Genomic DNA, 14,967 nt, shown 5'->3' on the forward strand with positions numbered 1-14,967 from the left:
ATAAATTAAAAGGAGAAAAGATGAAAAAACTTTTATTTCTATTTTTATTTAGCTTTTCTTCACTATTCGCTTTTGAAGAACTTTCAGAGATAGATTTTGAAGAAAAACTAGAAAATAAAAATGTAATTATAGATTTTTATAGTGTATATTGACCTGCTTGTAAGGTTCTAGGTCGGAACATAAAAGAGTATAGTAAAAACAAGCAAGAAGATGTAACTATCTATAAAGTAAATGTAGGAAAAGAGATGAATATAGCAAAACACTTTGATTTACTCGGAGTTCCTGCACTTGCATACTTAAAAGATGGCAAACTTTTAATTCTTGAATACGGAATTAAAAGTGTTGAACAACTTAAAGCATATGAAAAAGAGTATTTCAGTAAGTAGCTTTACTTACTGAAATGCCACTTCTTTAATATAAGAACATCTTATATCTAAATTTAAACCACCCTATACTATTCATTTACTCTTAGAAAATTTTAGCTATAATCCACGAAAAAACTAGGACTATTATGAAAGATTTGCATGTTGAAACCTCATTAAGCCATATAGCTAAATTTGCTCCATTTGAAGATGTAGCAGGTGCTTCACACTTTCCTATTTATAATACGGGAACTTTTGATTTAAAAAAGCAAGATGGAGATAAGATTTATGACTATACAAGAAGTGATAACCCAACAAGAGAAATGCTTGAAAACCTATTTACGCAAGTAGAAGGTGGAGCTGGTTGTGTTTGTACACATACTGGTATCGCTTCAGTTGCACTTTTATTTGAAACAGTTTTAAAAGCAAATTCTCAAATTCTAGTTGAAGCAGATTGTTATGGTGGAACATTTAGATTATTAAAAGTATTTAAAGAAAAATACAATGTAACTGTACACTTTGCTGACTTTACTAAATTTGATGAGATGGAAGAGATTTTAAAGAACAATCCTATTGATTTAGTTCTTTGTGAAAGTCCTACAAACCCAGGGTTAAAAATCATTGATTTAGAAGAAGTAGCTAAACTATCTCATAAATACCATTCGCTTTTTGCAGTAGATAACTCTCTTGCAACATTTATTTCTCAAAAACCACTAGATTTAGGAGCTGATTTCTCACTATTTTCTACAACTAAGTATATCTCTGGACATGGAGCTGTAGTTGCTGGTGCAATTGTTGCTAAAACTCAAGACTTAGCAGAGCAAATTCATTACTATGCAAATGCAGGTGGAAGAAGTCAAAATCCAATGGATGTATATCTTATCACTTTAGGTATTCCAACACTTAAAGTTAGAATGAGAGAACACCAAAACTTATCAATAAAAATAGCACAATTCCTAGAAGAACAAGACTATATCACTAAAGTAACTCACCCTGCATTAGAGTCTCACCCTCAATATGACTTAGCTCAAAAACAAATGGAGTATATTCCTGGTGTATTCTGTGCTGATTTTGAAAGCTTAGAGTTAGCAGAGAAGTTTATTGAAAACACTAAAATCTTTGGAGAAAAGTGTTCATTTGGAAGTCCTGATTCAAGAATTGAAATTCCTGCAAAGATTTCTCATGCATCATTCTCTAAAGAAGAGTTAGAAGCAATTGGAATAGCAGAAGGAACAGTTAGATTCTCTATTGGTTTAGAGAATATTGATGATTTAATTGAAGATATAAAGCAGGCAGTAAAATAATAATGAGTGAAAACTATTTCAATCACATTCCTTGTGGGCAAACACTTCCTGTAAACAATATCCATGCAGTATCTGTTTCTATGCCAAATATTCAAGATGTGATTGATTATGAGGAACAGACACCTGAAATTTTAGAAGTGATAAAAAGTGGTTATCCAAGATTTATGCTTCACCCATATTTAAAAAAGTTAGCACTTTATATAAAAAAGAAGTATAGAGTAAATGATACCTATGAAGTGGTACTTTTAAGTTCTCAAAAAGCAGTTAAACTTGTAAGTGATAAATACTATATTCATAATAAAATAGAAATAGATGAGCCTTTTGGTGTGATTTTAGTTCAAAATGGAACATCACAACTGCAAAGGGTTTTAAGTTATATTCAACATGTTGGTTGTAATCTTTCTTCAAGACTAGCAGAGCTTTACCTTTTTGAAAAAGGTTTACTAAAAGAGCTTCATAAAGAAGAACTAGAAAACAAAAATGATGCAAAAGATATAATCATATCTACTTTAACAAATGCTTATAAACAACCAGAAGAAAATGTACACTTAGCTCCTTCAGGTATGAATGCTATTTACTCAGTTGTTAGAGGTATAAACTCAATACAAGCAAGAAATGGAAGAACAGTCTTAGTTCAACTAGGCTGGCTTTATTTAGATACTATGAATATTGTGAACCATCATTATCAAGAATCAAAAAGTTTTCCACACCTTGATAGACTTGATTTACTTGAAGAGTATTTAAAAGAAGAAGGACTTAAAGTAAGTGCTATTATCACAGAACTTCCAACAAATCCTTTATTAAAATGCCTTGATATAAAAAAGCTTAGAAAACTTTGTGATAAATATAATATTCCTTTGATTATAGATACGACATTTGCCACGCCTTTCAACCTTGATTTAACAGACTATGCAGATATCTTTGTAGAATCACTTACAAAGTTTGCCTGTGGAAATGCAGATGTTTTAATGGGAGCAATTATTTTAAATAATAAACACCCTTTATCTAATATGAATTGGGAGTTTTTTAAACACTGTGAACCTGTATATATTAAAGAGCTTCAAAGATTAGCTTATGAAATAAAAGCTTATGAAAAAAGAGTTAAAACTATTTCAACAAATACTAAAAAGCTTATTTCATATCTTGAAAACTCTAAACTAATAAAAAAAGTCTATCACTGTATGGATGAAGAAAATAAAGAGCTTTATTCTCAAACTATTATTGATGACAACTCATATTGTGGAGTTATATCTATTGAGTTTACAAAACCTTTAACACAAACCTATAATAAACTGAATTTTGCAAAGGGACCTAGTCTAGGTACAGAGTTTACACTTCTTATGCCTTATACTTATTTAGCACACTATGATTTAATACTTACAAAAGAGGGAAGAAAACATTTAGAAGATGTAAAACTACCAATAGATTTAATTCGAATCTCAGTTGGGGTTGAACCCATTGAAGAGATAATCAATGAGTTCAAAAAACTAGAAGAATAACTTAGAGTTTAAGTACTCCTTGAACTCTATTTGTAGTATCATTTTTAGATAAACTTAGTCTTACAACTGAGTTTTCATTTGCTTTTAGATTATGCATAACATCACCATCTAAAGCAACAATATCACCTTTTACTAAAGAAAAAATCTCTTCCTTTACACCAAAATCAATAGAACCTTCAACTATTTCAACTGTAATTGGAAACTTTGTTTTGTGGTCTTTCATTATTTGATTTTTTGTAAATACTATTCTTATCTCTTTTCTATTTTCATCATCAAACATAGGCGTTATTAAAACTTTTTCTTCGCTATATTCTATTTTGTCATAAATATTAAACTTTTGCATTTGAAAACCTTTTTATTGGAAGTATAATCAAATACAAAAGCTTAGCTGTTGATTTCAATCAATTAAAAAATCTGAGCGTTTAAAAATAGAAAGATTCCTAAGATAAACATTACTATTGGTGCAATTATTTCTAAGGCATAAGTTATTTTATGAGATTTTTCACTTAGGTTTTTAACACTAACACCTAAAAATGAACTTGCAAAAATCACAAGACCCATTCCAAAACTAATAGCAATAGAAGCTAAAATAACTGCAAAATAAGTCTCTAAAACAAAAGCATAAATAAATAATACAACAGTACCAGGACAAGGAATTATTCCTGAAGTTATAACAAAATATAAATCTTGCTTCATAAAGTTTGGCTTTAAACTATTTGTTGTTTTTGGCTTACTTGTACTCCAAAGACTTTGTGATGTTTTAACAGGTGTTGAACAACAAGAGCTACAAGAACAACCTTTATTTTTAAGCTTTCTATATAGAATATAAATAGCTAAAGCCATAATAAGTACAGCAGAAAACTTTGTCAAAATTTCAACAGAGTCATTTACAAAGTTATTTAAAACTGACTGTAAAACAAAGATAGAAACAATAACTAAAATCAAAGCTCCAACAATATGAATAAAAGCGCTAGCCTGTGAGATTGCAAAAGCTTTTGTATATGAGCTTTTATTTGCCATAAAATATGAAAAGGCTAAAGACTTTCCATGTCCAGGTCCTAAAGCATGAATAACCCCATAAACAAAGGATACAACTAAAAGCATAAGTAAAGCTAAATTATCACCATTTTCAATTCTTACAAGGTAATATTTAACTTTTTTAACAAAATCTTTTAAAAGAGATTCCTTCTCTTCTTTTTTATTTTGTTCTTCATATAAAGTTTGCTCTTCAACTTTTTCGTTTGTTTGCTCTATTTGTTCAATATTATTTTGTTTTTCAGAATTTTGAGCAAGTGCACCTTCAAGGGTAAAGTTAAAAATCAACTCTTCTCTTGTAAATACTTTTGTTGTTTTAACATCTTCTATTTTATTGATTTTAGATAACTTATCAAAATGTACTAATATAAAATAGTTTTCATCATCACTTACTCTAAAATATAAAGCATGTTCATTTTTTACTTCAAAATTTAAATCAATTGTATAATCAAAATGTAAAATAGAGTTCTTAATATAAACTTTTTTTTCTGATACATTAATAGGTAGAAAACTATTTTTATCTAAAGTCTTAGAATAAGAAAGCTGTACAAGATAATCTCTTGGAATAACATATTCATAAATAGCTTCCCCTATAAGTTCCAACTCATCTTTATCAAAGAAATTATTGGCATTTTTATCATAAACCTCTTTTAAAGAGTCAGTAAAATCTTTTGTTAAAACCCAAGTAACTTTTGCAGTATTTATTTTTTTAGGTGAAGCATCAACTTCAATATAGAATTTTGTTTCAGGAGAGTAGACAGTACAAATAGCGCACCCATAAAGTGCACTACTTGAAATAAATAAAAATAGAAATATTTTACTTATAAGAGTTTGCAATTTCATTTGCTACTTTTAGTAGATTTTTATCCCAATTTTTAGCCAAAGGGTCTATTACAACAACATTTGATTTGATAGTACCTGAGATTGTTTTAGCACCTTTTTTTGAAAATTGTGGAGCTACAAATACAACTTTAATATCATGTTTTTTTGCTTCTTCAATTAACTCAACTAATTGAGAAGGTTTTGGCTCTTTTCCTTCAATTTCAATAGCAATTTGCTCTAAGTGATATTTTTTAGCAAAATAACCCCATGATGGATGAAATACCATAAAAGCTTTATGTTCATACTTTTTTAAAATAGATTTTAATTGGGCATCTAAAGACTCTAACTCTATTAAAAATGTTTGTAAATTCTTTTTATAAAACTCTTTGTTCTCTGGGTCAATCTTAACTAGTTCTCTGTAAATAAGTTTTGCTTGATTTTTAACTAATGTTGGTTCTAACCAAATATGAGGGTCAAGTCCAGTATGTTCATGTCCATGCTCATCTGCTTTCTCTTCTTTGTGCTCATCGTGACCTTTATGTTCATCTTCGTGGTCGTGATGTGCATGGTTATGCTCTGGTCCATCATGGTCATGGTGAGCGTGTTCATCTTCATGATCATGATGAGTATGTCCATCTTCTTTATGCTTCTTTAAATGTTCTTCATGGTCATGGTGAGCGTGTGCTACCATTTCTATTTTTTTGATACCTTCTGAAGTATCGACTATTTTCATATCTTTATTTGCATTTTCAAACTTTTTTAACCAAGCATTCTCAAAGGGAACACCGATCGCAAAATAGATTTCAGAGTTTGCCAGTTTTTTCATTTGAGATACTTTTGGTTCATAAGTTGCAGGAGAAGCTCCTGGTTTAACCATAACATTTACATTTATTTTATCGCCAGCTATTTTTTCAACAAAAAACTTCTGAGGGAGTATACTTACAGTAACTTCTTTAGAAAATAAAATTGCAGTAAATGCAAAAAAAGTTATAAGAATATTTTTCATATATTACCTTTATGATATTATTTTGCAACCCAGTTGCATTTACTTGAAATATTAGTATATAAAAACTTTTATGCAACTTAGTTGTATTCTTTATCTTTCTTAGTATAGAAAATTTAAAATTAATAAGATATAATCCAAATATGAACATAGAAAAAATAGCTAACGAATCTAATGTAAAACTAACAACTGCTAGAAGAGCAATCTTAGAGATACTTATTAATACAAAGCATCCTTTATGCTATGAGGACATAAAAGATGAACTAAAAATGGACAAAGCTACATTTTATAGAAATATTTCTATTTTTGAAGAACAAAATATTATTACTTCATTTGAATCAAATGATCGAAAAAGATATTTTGAATTTCAAAAAAGTGAGCATTCTCACTTTATTTGCACAGCTTGTTCAAAAATCGAGTGTATCCATGAAAACCCTACGTTTAATCTAACAGGGTATAAAATAGATAATATTGTTATAAAGGGCATTTGCCCAAATTGTTTACAAAAAGGAAATTAACATATGATTCAACCATTGATTACTTTAGAAAGGTTTATCAATAAAGAAGCCCTAAGTGGAATCTTATTGTTTGTTGCAACTGTTGCTGCTGTACTTGTTGCTAATTCAAGTCTTGGACAAGCATATTATGACTTATGGCACTTACCTCTTGGAATAAATATTGGTGACATAGAAGTCTCTATGACACTGACTTATTGGATTGATGATGCCCTGATGGCATTATTCTTTTTAATGGTTGGTTTGGAAATAAAAAGAGAGATGTTAATTGGAGAACTTTCAACAATAAATAAAGCTTCTTTTCCATTAATAGCTGCAGTTGGTGGTATGGTAATCCCAGCACTAATATATGTAGCTTTAAACCCTAGTAATCCTTTAGGATTTGGTGTTCCAATGGCAACAGATATTGCTTTTGCTCTTGGTATTTTAATGCTTTTAGGAAAAAGAGTTAACCCCGCATTAAAACTGTTTTTAGTTGCCTTAGCAGTAGTTGATGATTTAGGTGCTGTTTTAGTTGTTGCAACTGTTTACACAAGTGATATTCAATCACAATACTTCATCCATGCAGGTATTATTTATGCGCTTATCTGGCTTTTAAATAAAAGAGGTGTAACTAATCTTTTACCTTATCTTTTATTAGGTATTGCTCTTTGGGTTTATATTCATGCAATTGGTATTCACGCAACTATTGCTGGTGTTTTATTAGCTTTTGCTATTCCAATTAGTTCTAAAATTGATGAAAAAGAGTTTATTAATGAGACAAGGCAATCAGTAGATGAGTTTGAAAAAAACATGGATGAAGTTCCTGTTTTAAATCATCATCAAATTGATGCATTAGAGACTATTGGTTATGGATATGATAAAGTTCAAAATCCACTTGTAAGATTAGAACATAACTTACATGGCTTATCAGCATTTTTTATTATGCCTTTATTTGCATTCTCAAATGCAGGAGTTTTAATTGACTTTTCAACGGTTCATGCAAACCTAGCAATCGTTCTTGGTGTAGTAATTGGTCTTGTTATTGGTAAACCAGTTGGTATTTTAGGGTTCACTTATTTAGCGCACAAATTCAAAATTGTTAAGAAACCAGATACTATTTCTTGGAGTGAAATTTTAGCAGTTGGATTTATTGCCGGTATTGGGTTTACGATGTCAATTTTTATTACTCATTTAGCCTTTGTTAGTGAAGAAGTAATTGCCGCAGTTAAACTTGGTGTATTTGCAGCTTCATTTGTTGCTGCTGTTATTGGTGTTATTTTACTACTTAGAGTTAAAAGAAATTAACAATTTTTTAACACAAGTAATATAAAATATTCCCAAAAATTATAAAAGGCATAAAATGAAAAAAACTCTAATTGGATTATTAGTAGCTGGTTCTACCTTATTTGCTTCATCTATTGAAGTAAAAGACTCTTATGTAAGAGCTACACCTCCAGGGTTACCAAACTCTGCTGCATTTATGACAGTTGTTAATACTACTGATAAAGATGTTGCTATTGTTAAAGCATCATCAACAGTATCAAAAGTTGTTGAATTACATACTCATGATATGAAAGATGGTGTTATGAAAATGTATCAAGTTCCAAAAATTGATGTTGCTTCAAAAGCTGAAACTGTTTTAAAACCAGGTGGTTTCCATATTATGTTAATTGGATTACATAACCCTCTAAAAGTGGGTGAAAATGTTGAGTTAACATTAGAACTATCGAATGGAGAAACAAAAACTATCACAGCTCCTGTTAAAACTGTAATGGGTGGAATGAAACACCACGGACACAAAATGAATCATGGAATGAAACACTAGTTTCATGGCTGATAAAAAACAAAGCAATCTTAAAAGTATAATGCTGCAACTAGGTGTTGTACTTTTAATTGTTGCAGGATACTTTACATTAGACTTCAATAAGATTTACCAATCTTTAAAGGGTGAAGTAAAATATATAACTCAAAACGAACAGTGTGATTTACATCAAACTTCTTGTACTGTAAAAATACAAGATGGAACAGAGTTCACTTTAAGTGTAGAACCAAAAACAATTCCACTAATGAAACCTCTTAAATTTACTATTAAAAGTAATAATAAAAAACTAGAGAACTTAACTCTAAGTATATATGCAACAAATATGTTTATGGGTGAATTTAACCTTCCAATTAAAAACTTAGGAAATGGAAACTATGAAGCTATAGGAACACTTCCTACTTGTCCAGTTGGAAACATGCAATGGAATGCAGATATAAAAATAGAAAAAGCCACTGAAAATATTGGTGCAAGATTTCAATTTAAAACGGATATATAATGAAAATATTTTTAAAACTAGGTATAATTTTTTTAGTTGCAGCAATTTTAATTTCTGTACTAAAACCTTTTGTAGATGATTATCAAGAAGAGCAAAAGTATAACTTCACAGTTAATACAATAGATGGCGAAGTATCAAAAAATGATTTTAAAGGAAAAGCTTTAGCTATCTACTTTGGATACACTTACTGCCCTGATGTTTGCCCTACTTCATTGAGCTCACTATCTCAAGCACTTAAATCTTTTGATGAAGAAAAAACAAAAGAGTTCACAGGTTTATTTATTAGTGTAGACCCAGACAGAGACAAATTAGCAAACTTAAAAGAGTATGCAAAATACTTTCATCCAAACTTTATTGGTGCAACATCAAATAAAGAGAATATTGATGATATTACAAAAAGATATGAAACATATTATGAAAAAATAGATTTAGATGACTCTGCCATGGGTTATTCTGTTTCTCATACTTCTTATATATATCTTTTTGATAAAAATGGAAAGTTTAGTGCTAAAGTTGACCACTTCTCAGACCCAAGTAAAATCAAAGAGAGTTTAGAGGCTATTTTAAAATAGCAATATTATTCTAGTACATTTCTAATAGTTTTGCTATAATGTAATATGGGCAAACTATTAGAAAACATACTTTTTGAGAATGTAAAGTCTTCAAATGATAGCTTTACAAAACACTATCATGATACATATACAGTAGGTCTTACTTATGAAGGTGTGTTAAAATCATATAATGCCTATCAATCTTATAACTCATATGAATACTCAATTAGAATCAATAACCCAGGTGAAGTTCATTGTGGTACATCTCAAGAGTGGTCTCATGTAAATTTTTATCCAACTATTGAGTTAGTTTCAAATATCTATGAACAGATATTTTATGAAAAAAAGATTCCAGTATTTGAAAGACATATAGTTGAAAATCGAACACTTTTTATAAAACTCCATAACTTTTTTACAGCTTACTTTAAAGATAATAATTCAATGATAATAGAAACACTACTTATTGATGCTTTATCTGAATTAATACTTTCTAATACTTTATATACAAAAGAGTATAAAAAAATATTTGAAGATAAAAAAATAGTAAAAGATACATACGAATATATAAAAGACTCAATAGACACAAACTTTTCCCTTGATACCCTCGCTTCCAATGTAAACCTAAGTAAGTATCATTTCCTAAGGCTTTTTAAAAATGAGTTTGGTTTAACACCCCATGCTTTTATAGTAAATGAAAGACTAAATCAAGCAAATACTCTTATAAAACAAGGTTTATCTATAAGTGAAGCAAGTGTTAAAGTAGGATTTAATGACCAATCTCACTTTGGAAGAAACTTTAAAAAATATTTTGGATACTCACCTTCATATTTAAAAAAATAATTTTCTACTATGACTTTTTTAATAAAAATTATAAAAATATAATATTCTTTTTACTTTTTAGTAATAATTTATTTAACTTTATATATTATTACTAAATTTATTATTAAAGGAAAGCACTTGAAAAAAATATATTTTTCTCTTTTATTAGTTGTTGTCACCCTAGTACTAAGTGGTTGTGGTGCAGCAAAAAAATCAGTTATGGTTCCCAACCTAAAAAAAGAATATAGCAATAAAAATATTATTGTTGTAACTCCAAAAATAAAAATGTATGAGATAGGTACAGCAGGTCAAGAAGAAATTGTTGAATGGTCAGATACTGCCATTGAAAATATGAAACAAAGTTTTAAAAATCAAATTGAGAACCAAGAAACTCTAAACTACAAGGAATTAAGCTATTCATCTTTAGACCAAATCCAATTAGATAAATTAAAAAATACAAATAATCTAATGGGAAGAGTTTCTTCAAGTATACAAATGCATGCAAAAGATGCTTCACATTTAAAATTTGACGCAAAAGTAAAAAACTTTGATTATTCTATTGGAAACTCTCTTTCTAATATTTCTAAAGAGGGAGACTTATACTTATTTATTAATGGTTATGATAAAGTTCAATCAAGTGGAAAGGTTGCAGTTGAAACTGCAAAAGCTGTAGTAGGAATGCTTTTCTTTGGAGTTGCTTCAGGAGACTTTGGTGGAATTACTTACTCTACCGCAACATTAGTTGATGGGCAAACAGGAAAAGTTTTATGGAATAACTATTATTTCTCAAAAGGAGAAGTTGATTTAAGAGAGAAGAAAGGGACAGATACTGTTGCTAAGGCTTTAATAGATGAATTACAAGATAATATCTAAATCAATTTTTATTGCTTTAGTCTTAATCTCATTTACTGCTTGTAATTCATATAAAAATGCAAATATGTACAAGAGTAACCCTGAGGCTACAAAAGATGAGAATAATCTTTTAGCAAAGGTTGATAGACTAAGTAAAAAAATTGATGAACATGAAAATACTCAAAAAGAGGATAACTACAATAAATATCCCAATGAAATATTACAAAGACTATTAAAAGATGATAAGCTTATTTCAAATTCAAATATAAATTTTGATATAAAAGTAATTAAAAACCCATCTGTTAATGCCTTTGCTCTTCCTAATGGAAAAATTTATATTCATACCGGTCTTCTTTCATTAATTGAAAATGAAGCACAATTAGCTTTATTAATTGCTCATGAAATGAACCATGTTTTATATAAACATTCATTAAAGCAACAAGCTAATGCAAAGGCTATTGCAACCTTTGGACAACTTTTTTCTGTATTATCCTCTCCTTTTGATGGTGGAATTATTGGGGCATTAATACAGGTATCATCAATTTATGGCTATTCTCAACAACATGAAAAAGAGTCTGATGAAAAAGGATATCAGCAAATAGTTCAAGCAGGATATGATCCCCAAGAAGCGTCAAAACTATTTAACTTAATGCTAGAAAATATTAAGCTAAATAAAATTAGTCAGCCATATTTTTTCTCTACTCACCCAAGAGTCGAAGAGAGGATTGAAAGTTCAAAATCTTTAATTGAAAAGTACTATCAAGGAAAAACTGGAATAATAAAAGATAAAATATATCAAGCGTATTCTAAAAATATTTTAATTGATGATATTGAATTAAATCTAAAACTTAGAAAATTTGAAGTGGCTAATTACTTAATTAAAAAGCTTCATAAAAGATATGAGAGCTCTACTCATAGTAATTATTTTCAAGCTGAATACATGAGATTAACAAAAGATAAGAGTTTTGAAAATACACTACAAAAATATAATGAGGCATTAGAAATTGATACTTCTTACTACAAAGCATATAGAGGTATTGGCTATTTATATTTCCAATTAGATAAAAAAGAAGAAGCTAAAGATGCTTTTAAAAAATACCTATCTTTAAATGAAAATGCTAAAGATAAAAACTATATTCAATACTACATAAACCAATGTGAAAAAGGAAAAAAACAATGACAAAAATAATAAGAAGTATATTATTAATTCTAGTTACATCTGTATTTATTACAGGTTGTGCAACATGGCAAGAAGTTAAAAAAGATAAAGTAGTTTCTGCACATAAAGTCTCTTTTGAATTAAAAGAAGAAAATTGGTATGCATTAAAAGGAGAAAAGAATTATTCAATTACTAAGGATGGTGTTTTATTACAAAAAATTTCTTTAAATGTTTTAGATTTAGAAAAAGGTCTTTCAAAAACTAAAAAAAATATTCCTTCAGATATTTTATCTCATCAATTAGCAGAATTAATTATAGAAGAATTAAGACTAGTAAATGACAAGAACTCATTCAACTTAGTATCAAATAATCCTGAACAGTTAGATACAGCTGAAGCAGTACAAATTATCTATCAAACTAAAGATAATGATAATAATACAATAAAAACAAACTCATCTTATTTTATTTTTGATAAGAATCTATATCTACTTTCTTACTCTGCCCCTTTATTACACTTTTATGGTAAAGACTTAGATTTATACCAACAATTTAAAAAAACAATCAAGCTAGACAAATAAGTCTAGCTTAGCAATTTTATTCTAGACAACAATTTGACTAAATAGTATAATCCAATCAAAAAAGATAATATAATGACAGATTCAAATAAAAATATATTTTATATCCTAATGTTTTTTGCCATGATTGGATGGGGTGGTTCGTGGGTAAATGTAAAAGTATTAAGCTCTTATATAAACGAATACGATGTTATGTTTTTTAGATACATTATTACAGCAGTTACTATGGTTCCTATTATGCTAGTACTTAGAAAATCTTTTAAAATTGATTTAAAAAGCTTTATTTTAGTCGTTGTAACTTCTGCAATACTTATTGCATATATGAAATACTTTTATTTAGGTACTAAACTAGGAACTGCAAGTTTAGGTGGAGCTTTTGTAACAACGCTTATTCCTATAAATACTTTCTTAATCCTTGCAATTTTTGGAAGTAAAAAGATATTCAAAAAAGACTATTTTGCATTAGCTCTTGGGGCATTGGGAGTTTTAACTATGTTAAATGTTTGGAGTGCAAACCTTGATGAAGTATTTGTAATTCATAATTTATATTTTATCTTAGCTTCTATTCTTTGGCCACTTCTTACAATAACTAGTTCAAAAGCTACAAAGATATCACCAATTGTTTTTACTTTTTATATGTATATTGTAAGTAGTTTTATGGCTATTTTCTTTATGGACTTCACTACCATTGCTTATGATAAATTTGATTCAGTATTTTATATAAATCTTTTTGCAATCACTATTTTTGCTTCAACTTTTGCGAATACTATTTTCTTTTTAGGAATAGAAAAACTTGGAGCTGCGGATGTTAGTAGTTTTATATTTTTAGTTCCTTTTGCTGCAATTACACTTAGTGCAATATTTTTAAAAGAAAATATCACTATTTCAATTATTATTGGGACAATTATGACTATAATTGCAGTGAAAATATTAAATAATATAAAAATTTATAAAAAGAAAAAAGTTGAGCATTAATCTAAATACTAAAAAATTAAATACCTTTACCCTATCTGGACTAATCATTGGTCCTATTTTGGGTTCAGGAATAATCCTTCTGCCACCTCTTATTTACAATATGGTTGGTTCCTTTTCACTTGTTATTTGGGGAACAATTCTTATTTTAGGATTTATCTTTGCACTTATTTTTGGAAAACTTGCAATTCTTTTTCCAGGAGAAGGTGGAGTAAGTTTAGCTACAAAAGAAGCCATGGGGAAAAAGTATCAACTACTTACTTCCTTTTATCTTATTTGTGCAGTTTTTTTTGGTCCAGTTGCTGTATTAATTATTGCTGCAAAGTTTATACAAAATCTTTTTCCAAATATTAGTATTGAGCTTCTAGCCTTCTTTATTTATATTATTACTTACCTCTTTTTACGTTCAAAGGTTAACTTTATAGGAAAGATAATGTTAATAGTTAGTTCAACTATTACGGTTCTTTTTTTATTATCAAGTATTGTTGTTTTAGCAAATGTAGAAACCTATACCTTTTCATTACCAACTCTTAGTTTTAATAAGTTTGGATATGCTTTATTAGTTGTATTTTGGTCAATAGTTGGATGGGAAGTAATTGGAAATTACTCTAAAGAAGTTGAAGATACGAAAACACTTACAAAATCAATTATTTTTTCTGCGACTATTATCTCTATAGTATATATCTTTTTAACTCTTGCAATTACACTTGGAGAGTTTCCAAAAGATGAAGAGTTTAAATTAGTTTGGCTTATTGAACCACTATTTGGAACATATTCAAGTTTTATATTAGCTGTTATTTCAGTTATTCTTTGTATTGGTACTTTAATTTTATTTGTTGGAGCAGTTTCAAGATTAGTGGCTTCACTAAAACTAACTTCTTATACCTCAGCTCATTCAAGTAATAATGTTCCAGTAGGAGCTTTGAATGTATTGTCATCATTATACATTATCACTTTATTTTTAGTCTATTTAGACTATATAACTTTAGATGAACTTGTTGCGTATTCTGATGCATTTTTTATTGCAAATGCTCTAATAGGATTAGTTACTGCAATAATTCTTTTTGAAAAAGGCTTTTTAAGAACAGCTTCGATAGCCCTTAGTATAGTGTTTTTCTCTATATTAATCTTTTCAAATATAATTATTTTATCAGTAATACTTATTCTTTTCATTCTTGTATTTTTGAAAAAATAGTCTA

Annotated in this window: 17 protein-coding genes and 1 pseudogene; 15 read left to right on the top strand and 3 right to left on the bottom strand. The window is 28.6% G+C overall.

Annotated features, from left to right (window positions below):
• Positions 1-20: 20 nt before the first annotated feature.
• The 4 genes and pseudogenes from CRV02_RS15035 (at position 21) to CRV02_RS10295 (ending at position 3,165) form a co-directional block, all read left to right on the top strand.
• Complete coding sequence (locus tag CRV02_RS15035; RefSeq protein ID WP_258239098.1) at positions 21-152, top strand: hypothetical protein; 132 nt, start codon at positions 21-23, stop codon at positions 150-152.
• Positions 153-167: 15 nt separating this feature from the next.
• Positions 168-386: pseudogene (locus CRV02_RS10285) on the top strand (thioredoxin family protein); the annotation flags it as partial.
• Positions 387-511: 125 nt separating this feature from the next.
• A complete protein-coding gene (locus tag CRV02_RS10290; protein ID WP_129090261.1) occupies positions 512-1,666 on the top strand; it encodes a PLP-dependent aspartate aminotransferase family protein in 1,155 nt (384 codons plus the stop codon).
• 2 nt (positions 1,667-1,668) lie between these two features.
• A complete protein-coding gene (locus CRV02_RS10295; protein ID WP_129090262.1) occupies positions 1,669-3,165 on the top strand; it encodes an aminotransferase class I/II-fold pyridoxal phosphate-dependent enzyme in 1,497 nt (498 codons plus the stop codon).
• Position 3,166: 1 nt separating this feature from the next.
• On the opposite strand, the gene CRV02_RS10300 is transcribed toward CRV02_RS10295, so the two are convergent.
• The 3 genes from CRV02_RS10300 to CRV02_RS10310 all read right to left on the bottom strand — a co-directional run bounded on the left by CRV02_RS10300 (position 3,167) and on the right by CRV02_RS10310 (position 6,028).
• Complete coding sequence (locus CRV02_RS10300) at positions 3,167-3,508, bottom strand: cupin (RefSeq protein WP_129090263.1); 342 nt, start codon at positions 3,506-3,508, stop codon at positions 3,167-3,169.
• A gap of 62 nt (positions 3,509-3,570) precedes the next feature.
• Complete coding sequence (locus tag CRV02_RS10305) at positions 3,571-5,043, bottom strand: nickel/cobalt transporter (RefSeq protein WP_129090264.1); 1,473 nt, start codon at positions 5,041-5,043, stop codon at positions 3,571-3,573.
• Complete coding sequence (locus CRV02_RS10310; RefSeq protein ID WP_129090265.1) at positions 5,018-6,028, bottom strand: metal ABC transporter solute-binding protein, Zn/Mn family; 1,011 nt, start codon at positions 6,026-6,028, stop codon at positions 5,018-5,020. Before CRV02_RS10310 ends, CRV02_RS10305 begins: the two co-directional genes overlap by 26 nt.
• Before the next feature lie 140 nt (positions 6,029-6,168).
• Here CRV02_RS10310 and CRV02_RS10315 point away from each other — a divergent pair, with 140 nt between their 5' ends.
• The 11 genes from CRV02_RS10315 (at position 6,169) to CRV02_RS10365 (ending at position 14,963) form a co-directional block, all read left to right on the top strand.
• Entirely contained in the window at positions 6,169-6,543 is a 375-nt protein-coding gene (locus CRV02_RS10315; protein ID WP_129090266.1) for a Fur family transcriptional regulator, read from the top strand.
• A gap of 3 nt (positions 6,544-6,546) precedes the next feature.
• A complete protein-coding gene (gene nhaA / locus CRV02_RS10320; RefSeq protein ID WP_129090267.1) occupies positions 6,547-7,827 on the top strand; it encodes a Na+/H+ antiporter NhaA in 1,281 nt (426 codons plus the stop codon).
• A gap of 55 nt (positions 7,828-7,882) precedes the next feature.
• A complete protein-coding gene (locus CRV02_RS10325; RefSeq protein WP_129090268.1) occupies positions 7,883-8,347 on the top strand; it encodes a copper chaperone PCu(A)C in 465 nt (154 codons plus the stop codon).
• Between the two features lie 4 nt (positions 8,348-8,351).
• On the top strand, positions 8,352-8,840 hold the full coding sequence (locus CRV02_RS10330) for a hypothetical protein (protein ID WP_129090269.1): 489 nt from the start codon (positions 8,352-8,354) through the stop codon (positions 8,838-8,840).
• On the top strand, positions 8,840-9,412 hold the full coding sequence (locus tag CRV02_RS10335; protein WP_129090270.1) for an SCO family protein: 573 nt from the start codon (positions 8,840-8,842) through the stop codon (positions 9,410-9,412). Before CRV02_RS10330 ends, CRV02_RS10335 begins: the two co-directional genes overlap by 1 nt.
• Positions 9,413-9,457: 45 nt before the next feature.
• Positions 9,458-10,231, top strand: coding sequence for an AraC family transcriptional regulator (locus tag CRV02_RS10340; RefSeq protein ID WP_129090271.1), 774 nt, complete (start codon positions 9,458-9,460; stop codon positions 10,229-10,231).
• A gap of 117 nt (positions 10,232-10,348) precedes the next feature.
• Entirely contained in the window at positions 10,349-11,083 is a 735-nt protein-coding gene (locus tag CRV02_RS10345) for a hypothetical protein (protein WP_129090272.1), read from the top strand.
• Positions 11,061-12,242 (top strand): M48 family metalloprotease, encoded by a 1,182-nt coding sequence (locus CRV02_RS10350; protein ID WP_129090273.1) that lies wholly within the window; start codon positions 11,061-11,063, stop codon positions 12,240-12,242. Before CRV02_RS10345 ends, CRV02_RS10350 begins: the two co-directional genes overlap by 23 nt.
• Positions 12,239-12,799, top strand: coding sequence for a hypothetical protein (locus tag CRV02_RS10355; protein ID WP_129090274.1), 561 nt, complete (start codon positions 12,239-12,241; stop codon positions 12,797-12,799). Before CRV02_RS10350 ends, CRV02_RS10355 begins: the two co-directional genes overlap by 4 nt.
• Before the next feature lie 72 nt (positions 12,800-12,871).
• Positions 12,872-13,771 carry a DMT family transporter gene (locus CRV02_RS10360; protein WP_129090275.1) on the top strand — a complete coding sequence of 300 codons (900 nt, stop codon included), beginning with the start codon at positions 12,872-12,874 and terminating at the stop codon, positions 13,769-13,771.
• Positions 13,761-14,963 (top strand): APC family permease, encoded by a 1,203-nt coding sequence (locus tag CRV02_RS10365; RefSeq protein ID WP_164968992.1) that lies wholly within the window; start codon positions 13,761-13,763, stop codon positions 14,961-14,963. The genes CRV02_RS10360 and CRV02_RS10365 overlap by 11 nt, the downstream gene beginning before the upstream one ends.
• The last annotated feature ends 4 nt before the right edge of the window (positions 14,964-14,967 follow it).

Origin of the sequence: Arcobacter sp. CECT 8989, assembly GCF_004116715.1 — a bacterium.
In the GTDB taxonomy this organism is placed as follows: Bacteria; Campylobacterota; Campylobacteria; order Campylobacterales; family Arcobacteraceae; genus Halarcobacter.

What these genes read in the sequence shown, in the direction of transcription:
- CRV02_RS15035 (WP_258239098.1), top strand. Translation starts at nt 21, where the DNA reads ATGAAAAAACTTTTATTTCTATTTTTATTTAGCTTTTCTTCACTATTC.
- CRV02_RS10290 (WP_129090261.1), top strand. Translation starts at nt 512, where the DNA reads ATGAAAGATTTGCATGTTGAAACCTCATTAAGCCATATAGCTAAATTT.
- CRV02_RS10295 (WP_129090262.1), top strand. Translation starts at nt 1,669, where the DNA reads ATGAGTGAAAACTATTTCAATCACATTCCTTGTGGGCAAACACTTCCT.
- CRV02_RS10300 (WP_129090263.1), bottom strand. Translation starts at nt 3,508, where the DNA reads ATGCAAAAGTTTAATATTTATGACAAAATAGAATATAGCGAAGAAAAA.
- CRV02_RS10305 (WP_129090264.1), bottom strand. Translation starts at nt 5,043, where the DNA reads ATGAAATTGCAAACTCTTATAAGTAAAATATTTCTATTTTTATTTATT.
- CRV02_RS10310 (WP_129090265.1), bottom strand. Translation starts at nt 6,028, where the DNA reads ATGAAAAATATTCTTATAACTTTTTTTGCATTTACTGCAATTTTATTT.
- CRV02_RS10315 (WP_129090266.1), top strand. Translation starts at nt 6,169, where the DNA reads ATGAACATAGAAAAAATAGCTAACGAATCTAATGTAAAACTAACAACT.
- nhaA (WP_129090267.1), top strand. Translation starts at nt 6,547, where the DNA reads ATGATTCAACCATTGATTACTTTAGAAAGGTTTATCAATAAAGAAGCC.
- CRV02_RS10325 (WP_129090268.1), top strand. Translation starts at nt 7,883, where the DNA reads ATGAAAAAAACTCTAATTGGATTATTAGTAGCTGGTTCTACCTTATTT.
- CRV02_RS10330 (WP_129090269.1), top strand. Translation starts at nt 8,352, where the DNA reads ATGGCTGATAAAAAACAAAGCAATCTTAAAAGTATAATGCTGCAACTA.
- CRV02_RS10335 (WP_129090270.1), top strand. Translation starts at nt 8,840, where the DNA reads ATGAAAATATTTTTAAAACTAGGTATAATTTTTTTAGTTGCAGCAATT.
- CRV02_RS10340 (WP_129090271.1), top strand. Translation starts at nt 9,458, where the DNA reads ATGGGCAAACTATTAGAAAACATACTTTTTGAGAATGTAAAGTCTTCA.
- CRV02_RS10350 (WP_129090273.1), top strand. Translation starts at nt 11,061, where the DNA reads ATGAATTACAAGATAATATCTAAATCAATTTTTATTGCTTTAGTCTTA.
- CRV02_RS10355 (WP_129090274.1), top strand. Translation starts at nt 12,239, where the DNA reads ATGACAAAAATAATAAGAAGTATATTATTAATTCTAGTTACATCTGTA.
- CRV02_RS10360 (WP_129090275.1), top strand. Translation starts at nt 12,872, where the DNA reads ATGACAGATTCAAATAAAAATATATTTTATATCCTAATGTTTTTTGCC.